This is a genomic window from Streptomyces sp. NPDC031379 (genome assembly GCF_055569615.1).
The window spans coordinates 36,682-48,103 of sequence record NZ_JBVIIT010000043.1; the positions used below are offsets into that span (position 1 = coordinate 36,682).

The 11,422-nt window shown below is 71.0% G+C and carries 8 protein-coding genes and 1 pseudogene; 5 read left to right on the forward strand and 4 right to left on the reverse strand.

Translation table 11 applies throughout. The features are described 5' to 3' along the window. Positions 1-139: 139 nt before the first annotated feature. Positions 140-3,250, forward strand: coding sequence for an efflux RND transporter permease subunit (locus tag ACZ5CW_RS39415; protein ID WP_468610331.1), 3,111 nt, complete (start codon positions 140-142; stop codon positions 3,248-3,250). A gap of 231 nt (positions 3,251-3,481) precedes the next feature. Here the strand turns inward: ACZ5CW_RS39415 and nadA are convergent, their stop codons facing one another. Continuing rightward, positions 3,482-4,678: a quinolinate synthase NadA gene (gene nadA / locus ACZ5CW_RS39420; RefSeq protein WP_468610333.1), complete on the reverse strand. Its 1,197-nt coding sequence runs from the start codon at positions 4,676-4,678 to the stop codon at positions 3,482-3,484. Between the two features lie 264 nt (positions 4,679-4,942). Here nadA and ACZ5CW_RS39425 point away from each other — a divergent pair, with 264 nt between their 5' ends. Further along, positions 4,943-5,299, forward strand: a complete 357-nt coding sequence (locus ACZ5CW_RS39425) for a HesB/IscA family protein (protein ID WP_061919812.1) — start codon at positions 4,943-4,945, stop codon at positions 5,297-5,299. Between the two features lie 284 nt (positions 5,300-5,583). On the opposite strand, the gene ACZ5CW_RS39430 is transcribed toward ACZ5CW_RS39425, so the two are convergent. Next, the gene (locus tag ACZ5CW_RS39430; RefSeq protein WP_468610336.1) at positions 5,584-7,116 is read right to left on the reverse strand and encodes a hypothetical protein; all 1,533 of its coding nucleotides are present in this window, start codon (positions 7,114-7,116) and stop codon (positions 5,584-5,586) included. A 103-nt stretch (positions 7,117-7,219) separates the two neighbouring features. Continuing rightward, positions 7,220-7,429, reverse strand: coding sequence for a hypothetical protein (locus ACZ5CW_RS39435; protein WP_468610338.1), 210 nt, complete (start codon positions 7,427-7,429; stop codon positions 7,220-7,222). A 129-nt stretch (positions 7,430-7,558) separates the two neighbouring features. Here ACZ5CW_RS39435 and ACZ5CW_RS39440 point away from each other — a divergent pair, with 129 nt between their 5' ends. After that, entirely contained in the window at positions 7,559-8,533 is a 975-nt protein-coding gene (locus ACZ5CW_RS39440) for a carbohydrate kinase family protein (protein WP_468610340.1), read from the forward strand. A gap of 17 nt (positions 8,534-8,550) precedes the next feature. Here ACZ5CW_RS39440 and ACZ5CW_RS39445 read toward each other — a convergent pair whose 3' ends face one another. Further along, positions 8,551-9,927: an aminotransferase class V-fold PLP-dependent enzyme gene (locus ACZ5CW_RS39445; protein WP_468610342.1), complete on the reverse strand. Its 1,377-nt coding sequence runs from the start codon at positions 9,925-9,927 to the stop codon at positions 8,551-8,553. Positions 9,928-10,214: 287 nt separating this feature from the next. Here ACZ5CW_RS39445 and ctaC point away from each other — a divergent pair, with 287 nt between their 5' ends. Together ctaC and ACZ5CW_RS39455 are read left to right on the forward strand one after the other, a co-directional pair. Next, positions 10,215-11,177, forward strand: coding sequence for an aa3-type cytochrome oxidase subunit II (gene ctaC / locus ACZ5CW_RS39450; protein ID WP_468610344.1), 963 nt, complete (start codon positions 10,215-10,217; stop codon positions 11,175-11,177). After that, positions 11,174-11,422: pseudogene (locus ACZ5CW_RS39455) on the forward strand (aa3-type cytochrome oxidase subunit I); the annotation flags it as partial. The gene ctaC and the pseudogene ACZ5CW_RS39455, both read left to right, overlap by 4 nt.

Sequence of the window (11,422 nt, forward strand, 5' to 3'; positions counted from 1 at the left end):
GAAATGGACCTGGGGCCTACGAGTGCGGGCTCCGCCATGGCCCAGGGTGGTGGGGTGGGCGCTCACCTGTGCGTCCCGTCGTCGCTTCTTCCGTTCCCGGGAAGCGCTTCTGCCGCTCACAGAAGAAAGACCCTGATCCATGTCCTGGCTGTCGAGATTCAGCCTCGCGCAACGAGCCCTCATCGGGCTCGTGTCCATCGTCGCGCTCGTCTTCGGACTGATCGCGATACCCCAGATCAAGCAGCAACTGCTGCCCACCATCGAACTGCCCATGGTGTCGGTGATCGCGCCGTACCAGGGCGCCTCGCCCGACGTGGTCGAGAAGCAGGTCGTCGAGCCCATCGAGGACAACCTGCAGGCCGTCGACGGCGTCACCGGTGTCACCTCCACCGCGAGCGAGGGCAACGCCGTGATCATGGCGTCCTTCGACTACGGCAACGGCACCGAGCGGCTCGTCTCCGACGTCCAGCAGGCCGTCAACCGGGCCCGCAACCAGCTTCCCGACGACGTCGACCCGCAGGTCATCTCCGGCTCCACGGACGACATGCCGACCGTGGTGCTCGCCGTCACCTCCGGCAAGGACCAGCAGGCCCTCGCCGACCAGCTCGACAGGACGGTCGTCCCGGCCCTGAAGGACATCGACGGCGTCGGCCGCGTCCAGGTCACCGGCGTCCGTGACCTCCAGGTCACCGTCACCCCGGACGACGCGAAGCTCGCGCGGGCGGGTCTCACCCCCGCCGCCCTCGGCCAGGCCCTCCAGGCGGGCGGCGCGACCGTCCCGGCCGGCTCCTTCGACGAGGGCGGTGCCAACCGCACCGTCCGGGTCGGCGGCGGCTTCACCTCCCTGAAGCAGATCCGGGACCTGAGGATCGCCGGCGAGGGCGCCGGGAAGCCCGTACGCCTCGGTGCCGTGGCCACCGTCGAGGAGCGGCCGGCCCTGGCCGACTCCCTCACCCGCACCGACGGCCGCCCGAGCCTCGCGGTCAACGTGACGATGGACCACGACGGCAGCGCGGTCGCCATCTCGAACGCGGTCGAGGACAAGCTGCCCGACCTGCGCGAGGATCTCGGCTCCGGCGCGAAGCTCACGGTCGTCAGCGACCAGGGGCCGGCGGTGTCCAAGTCCATCAAGGGCCTGACCACGGAGGGCGCGCTGGGCCTGCTCTTCGCCGTCCTGGTCATCCTGGTCTTCCTGGCGTCGGTCCGTTCGACGCTGGTCACCGCGGTGTCCATCCCGCTGTCCGTCGTCCTCGCGCTGATCGTGCTGTGGACGCGCGGCCTGTCGCTGAACATGCTCACGCTCGGCGCGCTGACCATCGCCATCGGCCGGGTCGTCGACGACTCGATCGTGGTCCTGGAGAACATCAAGCGGCACCTCGGCTACGGCGAGGAGCGCCAGGAGGCCATCCTCACCGCCGTGCGCGAGGTGGCCGGCGCGGTCACCTCCTCCACCCTCACCACGGTCGCCGTGTTCCTGCCGATCGGCCTGGTCGGCGGCATGGTGGGCGCCCTGTTCGGCTCGTTCAGCCTCACGGTCACGGCGGCCCTGCTGGCCTCCCTGCTCGTCTCGCTGACGGTCGTCCCGGTCCTGGCGTACTGGTTCCTGCGCGCCCCCAAGGGCACGCCCGCGGACGCCGAGCAGGCCCGCCGCGCGGCCGAGGAGAAGGAGGCGAACAGCCGCCTGCAGCGCGCCTACGTCCCCGTCCTGCGCTTCGCGACGCGCCGCCGCCTCGCCAGCGTGCTGATCGCGGTCGTGGTCCTCGTCCTCACGTTCGGCATGTCCGGGCTTCTGAAGACGAACTTCTTCGACCAGGGCGAGCAGGAAGTCCTCACCCTCAAGCAGAAGCTGAAGCCCGGCACCAGCCTCGCGGCCACCGACGCGCAGGCCAGGCGGGTCGAGCGGCTGCTCGCCTCGACCGAGGGCGTCAAGGACTACCAGGTCACCGTCGGCTCCTCCGGCTTCATGGCGGCCTTCGGCGGCGGCACGGACACCAACCAGGCGTCGTACCAGGTGATGCTGAAGGACTCGGCGTCCTCCGACGACGTGCGCCGGCACCTCGAGGACGGCCTGAAGAGGCTCGAGGGCATCGGTACCACCACCGTGTCGGCCGGAGACGGCTTCGGCAGCCAGGACCTGAGCGTCGTGGTGAAGGCCTCCGACCCCGAGGCGCTCCGCACGGCCGCCGAGCAGGTGCGCTCCACCGTGGCCGGCCTCGACCACGTCACGGACGTCTCCAGCGACCTCGCGACCAGCGTGCCGCGGATCTCGGTCAAGGCCGATGCGAAAGCCGCGGCGGCCGGGTTCGACGACCAGAAGCTGGGTGCCGCGGTCGCCCAGGCCGTGCGCGGCACCACGGCGGCGAAGGCGATCCTCGACGACACCGAGCGCGACGTCGTCGTGAAGTCGGCGAAGCCCGCCACCACGCTGGCCCAGCTGAGGAACCTGCGCCTCGGCCCGGTGCGGCTGGCCGACATCGCCACGGTGAAGCTGGTGGACGGCCCGGTGTCGATGTCCCGGATCGACGGCCAGCGTGCCGCGACCATCACGGCCAGGCCGACCGGGGACAACACGGGCGCGGTCAGCGCCAAGCTCCAGTCGAAGATCAAGGCCCTCGACCTGCCCGCGGGCGCCGAGGCCGAGATCGGCGGCGTCTCCTCCGACCAGGACGACGCGTTCAAGAACCTGGGCCTGGCGATGCTGGCGGCGATCGCGATCGTCTTCATGCTCCTGGTCGCGACGTTCCGCTCGCTCGCCCAGCCGCTGATCCTGCTGGTCTCCATCCCGTTCGCGGCGACCGGCGCGATCGGCCTGCTGATCGCCACCGGCACCCCGATGGGCGTCCCGGCGATGATCGGCATGCTGATGCTGATCGGCATCGTGGTGACCAACGCGATCGTGCTGATCGACCTGATCAACCAGTACCGCGGGCAGGGCTACGGCGTCGTCGAGGCCGTGGTCGAGGGCGGCCGCCACCGTCTGCGCCCGATCCTGATGACGGCCCTGGCGACGATCTTCGCCCTGCTCCCGATGGCCCTGGGCGTCACCGGCGAGGGCGGCTTCATCGCCCAGCCGCTGGCGGTGGTCGTCATCGGCGGCCTGATCACGTCCACGCTGCTGACGCTGCTGCTGGTCCCGACGCTCTACGCCATGCTCGAACTCCGCAAGGAGCGCCGGGCGAAGAAGCGGGCGGCGAAGCGGGAGCCGAAGAAGACGGCGGTCTCCCAGGAAGCTCAGCCGGCGCAGGTCTAGGGGGCTTCGTTCGGATCAGTCCGGGTCCGCGACGCCCGGCACGGCACCTCGCGGCGTTGTCGGACCACCCGAGTACGCCCGGTACGCGGGTGATCCTCCGCCTTGCGATGCACCGCACCGGACGCCGCGGCCGGATCCGACCTGATCCAAACGAAACCCCCTAGCCGCATGACGAGAAGGGGGCCGCACCTCGGGTGCGGCCCCCTTCTCGCGTGTCACGACCGCCGGAGGCTACGGCAGCGCCAGCATCCGCTCCAGCGCCAGCTTGGCGAACGCCTCGGTCTCCTTGTCGACCTCGATCCGGTTGACCAGGTTGCCCTCGGCCAGGGACTCCAGGGCCCAGACCAGATGGGGCAGGTCGATGCGGTTCATGGTCGAGCAGAAGCAGACCGTCTTGTCGAGGAAGACGATCTCCTTGCCCTCCGGCGCGAAACGGTTCGCCAGGCGGCGGACCAGGTTCAGCTCCGTGCCGATGGCCCACTTGGAACCGGCCGGGGCGGCCTCGAGGGCCTTGATGATGTACTCCGTCGAGCCGACGTAGTCGGCCGCGGCCACGACCTCGTGCTTGCACTCGGGGTGGACCAGGACGTTGACGTCGGGGATGCGGGCGCGCACGTCGTTCACCGAGTCGAGGCTGAAGCGGCCGTGGACCGAGCAGTGGCCGCGCCACAGGATCATCTTGGCGGCGCGCAGCTCCTCGGCGGTCAGCCCGCCGTTCGGCTTGTGCGGGTTGTAGACCACGCAGTCGTCCAGGGACATGCCCATGTCGCGGACGGCGGTGTTGCGGCCCAGGTGCTGGTCGGGCAGGAAGAGCACCTTCGTCGCCGAGGGATCCCCCTGCTCGAAGGCCCAGTCGAGGGCGCGCTTGGCGTTCGACGAGGTGCAGATCGTGCCGCCGTGCTTGCCGGTGAAGGCCTTGATGTCGGCGGAGGAGTTCATGTACGAGACCGGCACCACGTGCTCGGCGACGCCCGCCTCGGTCAGCACGTCCCAGCACTCGGCGACCTGCTCGGCCGTCGCCATGTCGGCCATGGAGCAGCCGGCGGCGAGGTCGGGCAGGACGACCTTCTGGTCGTCGGACGTCAGGATGTCCGCCGACTCGGCCATGAAGTGCACACCGCAGAAGACGATGTACTCGGCCTCCGGGCGCGCGGCCGCGTCCCGGGCCAGCTTGAAGGAATCGCCCGTGACGTCGGCGAACTGGATGACCTCGTCGCGCTGGTAGTGGTGGCCGAGCACGAAGACCTTGTCGCCGAGCTTCTCCTTGGCCGCGCGGGCGCGCTCGACCAGGTCGGGGTCGGACGGCGAAGGCAGGTCACCGGGACACTCGACGCCCCGCTCGCTCTTCGGGTCGGCCTCGCGGCCGAGCAGCAGCAGGGCGAGCGGAGTCGGCTGTACGTCGAGTTCCGGGGTCTGGGCGGTGGTCACGACACGCACCCTTTCTACTTTTCGTCTAACTGACGCTATCTATCATAACTGGTTCACGTCACTTTGACGATGTCCATAGCGTCGATGTGACGTGAATCCCGCCCGGCTCCCTCTTCGGGCCGCTGTCCCGGCCGCCGGGCGTATGCGAGCATGAAGGGAGAACCGAGTACGCGACCACGCGAATGCCCGGCCCGGAATGAATCCGCGGACGCGCCGGTTGCACTCGTCGGCAAGCAGTCTCCGTACAACCCGGGAGAGATGTAGATGTCCGTATCGGACGAGACCACCACCGTCACCGACGGCATCATCCTGACCGACGCCGCCGCGTCCAAGGTCAAGGCCCTGCTCGACCAGGAAGGCCGGGACGACCTCGCCCTGCGCGTCGCCGTCCAGCCCGGCGGCTGCTCCGGCCTGCGCTACCAGCTCTTCTTCGACGAGCGTTCGCTCGACGGCGACGTGGTGAAGGACTTCGGCGGGGTCAAGGTCGTCACCGACCGCATGAGCGCTCCGTACCTGGGCGGCGCTACCGTCGACTTCGTGGACACGATCGAGAAGCAGGGCTTCACGATCGACAACCCGAACGCGACCGGCTCCTGCGCCTGCGGCGACTCCTTCAGCTGAGCCGGGACGTGACGCACTGAGCGTCACGGTCTGACACGAGAAGGCGGGGGGGGGGGGGGGGGGGGGGGGGGGGGGTTTTGTGGGGGGGGGGGGGGGGGGGGGGGGGGGGGGGGGGGGGGAGGGGGGGGGGAGGGGGACACGTACCCCCCCCCCCCCCCCCCCCCCCCCCCCCCCCCCCCCCCCCCCCCCCCCCCGCCCGCCCCCCCCCCCCCCCCCCCCCCCACAAACAACCCCCCCCCCCCCCCCCCCCCCCCCCCCCCCCGCCTTCTCGTGTCCCGGCGAGGTCAGCGGGCCTGTGGCCGCAGCGCCCCCGGCTCGGACCGGGCGATCCGCTCGCCGTCGGCCCCGACCACCGTCCGCCCGTCCAGCGGCGCGTCCAGCCGTACGGTCTTCACGTACTCCTTGGCGATCAGCACGCACACCTTGTCCGGCCAGGGCTTCTCGGTGACCGTGACCGTCACCCGGCCGGCGCTCTCCCTGGCCGACGCCGTGTAGTCGGCGCACACCCCGCCGTAGAAGCTCACCGTCAGCTCCCGGCCGTCGGCCGTGTACCCGGTCACCTTCACGCTCCGGTTCCCCGGGGCCGCGGACGGCTGCGCCGAGGGCGCCGACCGGGCCGACGCCAGGTACTTCGGGTCCACCGCCGGATACGTCACCGTGAACGTGTCCCGCGTCCCCGCTCCCCGCACCTCGAACAGCCACGACGGCACCAGCGTCTGTCGCCCGCCGACCGAGTGCGCGGCCAGCCCGAACGCCGCCTTCTCGACCGTGACCGTGTCCGCCTTCTCGACCGTGACCGTGTCCGCCGCCGGCTCGGTCGTCCCCGCGGACGCACCGCACGGCTGCTCCAGCCGGTCCTTCGCCGGCACCGGAGTGGCACAGCCGCCGATCCCCATCCGGTGGTCGCCCTTCGGCGCCTTGTTCATCAGCGCGAGCGTCTTCTCCGCGCTCAGCACGGGGTACGTGTCGCCCTTCGCCGGCGCGCCCAGCAGCCCATGGCCGCCGACCAGCTCACCCTTCTCGCCGACGGTCAGGCCGGTCGTCCAGCCGTACGTGGGCAGTCCGCCCACCACCGGATCGGCGTTGACCACCCGCTGGGCACCCAGGACCTGACTCGCGTCGATCTTCGCGTCGTCCAGCCCGGCCGCCTTCAGCACCGGCGCCGCCGCCTCGGTCGCCTTCCGCACGCTCACCGGGGTGCCGGTGGGGCCCATCGGGTCGTGCGCGCAGAGGGCCCCCTTCTTGCAGTTGTCGGTGCCCGGCGCGTACCGGCTGAAGGTCCAGCTGCCCGGCGCGTCCCGGTTCACGTGCAGGCTCGGCCCGGAGCCGTCCTTGCCGCCGACCCGCCAGATCCGCCCCTCGGCCACCGGCGACCCGTCCATCCCGAACGCCTTCGCCAACCGGGCCACGGCGTCCTTGCCGACCTCACCCCGCGGCGCGTACACCGGAGCCGACCCGGGCCCGTCCGGCAGTTCGCCCCGCGTCACGTACCGCGCGCCGTACGGGTCGGGCTCCCCGGGCGCGATGCCGTCCGTGCCCGTCCAGCCGTCCAGGGCCAGCGGCGGGGGAGTGCCGCCACCGCCGGAAGCGCCCGGATGCGTACGACCGTCCGAGCCGCCGCTCGCGGCGAGATACGCGCCGCCACCGCCGACCAGCAGGACCGCGGCCGCGACGGAGACGACGACCACCGGTGATCGGCGCCGCCCCGGTCGCTCACCCGCGTCCCCGTCGCCGGCCCGGGGCTCACGCGCCACATGCTCCCCGGAATTCTCGGGAACCTCCGCGTCACCGGAGTTCTCAGGCCGCTCGGTGTTCACCGCATCGCTCCTCGCTGGAATCGTGTCCCGCATCCCCCGCCAGAGGGACGCCGATGGGACGCGGGAGGGGAGCGCGCGGTTCCCCGGGCTTGCGCCCCGCGCGTCAGTCGCCGTAGTCCGACATCGCGTCCAGCAGCCGCGCGGACCGGGTCGGCACGGTCACCCCGTGGATGAGGGACGGCGGCACCGGCCGCGACTCGGCGTGCTCGGGGGCCGCCCAGTGCGGAGCCATCCGGGCGCAGTCACCGCGCAGGACGGCGAGGTCGCCCTCGAGATCGGCCAGGGCGCTGGAGGGGACCTTGAGGTTCGTCATGACCGCACCGTAGGCACGCTCCGGCCCGCGAAGAAAGATCTACTATCGGGTAGTTTTGCCAGCTTCAGTGGCGACGCGCGAACCGGTAGCGTGAACTGTCAACCCAGCCTCCCGCAGGAGAATGCCGACGTGCGCATCGCAGTCACCGGCTCCATCGCCACCGACCACCTCATGACCTTCCCCGGCCGCTTCGCCGACCAGTTCGTCGCGGACCAGCTGCACACGGTCTCGCTCTCCTTCCTGGTCGACAACCTGGACGTGCGCCGGGGCGGCGTCGGCGCGAACATCGCCTTCGGCATGGGCCAGCTCGGCACCAAGCCGATCCTGGTCGGCGCCGCCGGCTTCGACTTCGACGAGTACCGGGCCTGGCTCGACCGGCACGGCGTCGACACCGACTCGGTCCGCATCTCCGAGACGCTGCACACCGCCCGCTTCGTGTGCACCACGGACGCCGACCACAACCAGATCGGCTCCTTCTACACCGGCGCGATGAGCGAGGCCCGCCAGATCGAGCTGAAGACCGTCGCCGACCGCGTGGACGGCCTCGACCTGGTCCTGATCGGCGCCGACGACCCGGAGGCCATGCTCCGCCACACGGAGGAGTGCCGCTCCCGGAACATCCCCTTCGCCGCCGACTTCTCCCAGCAGATCGCCCGCATGGAGGGCGAGGAGATCCGGATACTGCTGGACGGCGCGACGTACCTGTTCTCGAACGAGTACGAGAAGGGGCTCATCGAGTCCAAGACCGGCTGGACCGACGCGGAGATCCTGTCCAAGGTCGGCCACCGCGTCACCACGCTCGGCTCGCGGGGTGTGCGCATCGAGCGGGTCGGCGAGGACCCGATCGAGGTCGGCTGCGCGGAGGAGGAGCGCAAGGCCGACCCCACGGGCGTCGGCGACGCCTTCCGGGCGGGCTTCCTGTCCGGACTCGCCTGGGGCGTCTCCCTGGAGCGTGCCGCGCAGGTCGGCTGCATGCTGGCGACGCTGGTCATCGAGACGGTCGGCACGCAGGAGTACACGCTGCGGCGGGCGCACTTCATGGAGCGGTTCGTGAAGGCCTACGGCGACGAGGCGGGCGAGGAGGTCCGCGCTCACCTGGGCTGACGCGCCGCCGCGACGCTTCAGCCGAGCCGGCGGACCAGGTACGCCGTTCCCCGTTCCGCCGGCTCCTCGCCGATGTACTCCTGGCCCCGCATCTCGCACCACGCGGGAATGTCCAGCCGGGCCGCCTCGTCGTCCGACAGGACCCGGACCGTGCCGCCCACGGGCACGTCCCCGATCACCTTCGCCAGCTCGATGACGGGAATCGGGCAGCGCTTGCCGAGGGAGTCGACGACCAGCTCCTGCGCCCGTACCGCTGTCGCCGGTGCGGGCGCCCCCAGCTTCTCCCGCACCCCCGCGACGGCCCCGGGCAGCACCTCCAGGAACCGCTCCACGTCCGCCTCCGCCACCCCTGTCGGCAGCGAGACGCGCACGTTGCCCTCGCTCAGCACCCCCATCGCCTTCAGCACATGGCTGGGCGTCAGCGTGCTGCTCGTGCAGGAGGAGCCGGACGAGACGGAGAAGCCCGCCCGGTCCAGCTCGTGCAGCAGCGCCTCTCCGTCGGCATAGAGGCAGGAGAAGGTGACGATCCCCGGCAGCCGCCGCTCGGCGTCGCCCACCACCTCCGCGTCCGGCACCAGCCGCGGCACCCGCGTCCGGATCCGCTCCGTCAGCTCCCGCAGCCGTACCGCCTCCTGGGCCGCTTCGGCCCGCACCGCCCGCAGCGAGGCCACCGCCGCCACGATCGCCGGGATGTTCTCGAACCCGGGCGCCCGCGCCGACTCCCGCTCGTCCGCCGGGCCTTGGACGGCGAACCGGACCCCCTTGCGTACGACGAGCAGCCCCACCCCCGACGGCCCGCCCCACTTGTGCGCACTCGCCGCCAGCAGCGACCAGTCGCCCTCGACCGGCCCCCACCCCAGCGACTGCGCCGCGTCCACCAGCAGCGGCACCCCCGCCGCCCGGCACACCGCGGCCACCTCCACCACCGGCTGCACGGTCCCGACCTCATGATTGGCGGACTGCAGACAGGCCAGCGCGGTGTCCGGCCGCAGCGCGGCGGCGAAGGCCGACGGATCGACGGCCCCGGCGCGGTTCACGGGTACGTGGCCGACGGTGCCGCCCTCCGCCTCGAACGCTTCCGCCGAATGGAGTACAGACGAGTGTTCGACGGCGGACACGATCAGGTGGCGTCCGACCCGTCGTCGCCCGGCCAACGCCCCCGCGACACCCGTGTGTACGGCCCGCGTCCCGGAGGATGTGAACACCACCTCGTCGGCCCGGCAGCCGACCGCTTCGGCCGCCGCCTCCCGGGAGGCGTCCAGCAGCATCCGGGCCTTGCGGCCCTCCCGGTAGAGCCGGGCGGGATCCGCCCAGCCGTCGTCCAGGGAGGCCAAGAGCGCCTGGCGGGCAACAGCATGGAGGGGCGCGGCGGAGGCGGCGTCGAAGTAGGACACAGGTCAACGGTAAAACTTCGGTCGGCCGCAACACCCAAGGGGCGCGGGGAACCGCGCGACCAGCCACGACGTGCGCCGAACCCGCAAACTCACCGAAACCACCCGAGCTACTGGGCGCTTTCGGGTGACCCGTAGCGCGTATGCCCCCCTCCCCGCGAACCCCCGGAGGGCGTCGGCTAGGGTTTGGTCCGCATAAACATCCAAACCCCTGCCCGACGCAGGGCGGCGACCGACCAGCGAGAAGGCCGCAGCCGACCGCGCGGGCGAGACTCTCGGGAAGGCGCTACGTGAGTCCCAACGGCTCCGACCGCTCGCCGCGGCGCCCGATGCGGCGGAAGCTGCTGCAGGCAATGACCGCGGGCCTGGTCCTGGCGACCGCGACCGGTTGCACATACAAGGACTTCCCCCGCCTTGGTATGCCCACCCCGACCACGGAAGAGGCTCCGCGGATCCTCTCCCTGTGGCAGGGCTCCTGGGCTGCCGCGCTCGCCGTCGGCGTGCTGGTGTGGGGCCTGATCCTGTGGAGCGCCATGTTCCACCGGCGCAGCCGCACCAAGGTCGAGGTTCCTCCGCAGACTCGGTACAACATGCCGATCGAGGCCCTGTACACAGTGGTCCCGATCATCATCATCTCGGTGCTCTTCTACTTCACCGCCCGGGACGAGACGAAGCTGCTCAGCCTCACCGACAAGAAGCCCGACGTCACGGTCAACGTGGTCGGCTTCCAGTGGAGCTGGGGCTTCAACTACATCGCGGACGTTCCCGGTTCCACCGGCAACGCCAAGACCGACAAGAACCTGGACGCGATTCCGGACCGGTTCAAGAAGGACTTCCCGGCGAACGCCGGCGGTGTCTACGACGTCGGTACACCCGGCACGCGGAACCCGCAGACGGGCAACCCCGGTCCGACGCTCTGGCTCCCCAAGGGCAAGACGGTCCGCTTCGTCCTGACCTCTCGTGACGTCATCCACTCCTTCTGGGTGGTGCCGTTCCTGATGAAGCAGGACGTCATCCCGGGCCACACCAACGCCTTCCAGGTGACCCCCAACAAGGAGGGCACCTTCCTCGGCAAGTGCGCCGAGCTCTGCGGCGTCGACCACTCCCGGATGCTGTTCAACGTGAAGGTCGTCTCCCCCGAGCGCTACGAGCAGCACCTCAAGGACCTCGCCAAGAAGGGGCAGACCGGTTACGTTCCCGCCGGCATCGAGCAGACGCCGCACGAGAAGAACCGGGAGACGAACAACCTGTGAGCATCCTCAACGAACCCCAGGGTGCCGCGGCAGCTGAGGACTCGTACGAGAACGAGCTGCCGGTCAGGCGCAAGCAGCCCGGCAATGTCGTGGTGAAGTGGCTGACGACCACCGACCACAAGACGATCGGCACGCTGTATCTGGTCACCTCGTTCGCGTTCTTCCTGATCGGTGGCGTCATGGCGCTGCTGATGCGCGCCGAGCTGGCCCGGCCGGGCCTGCAGATCATGTCGAACGAACAGTTC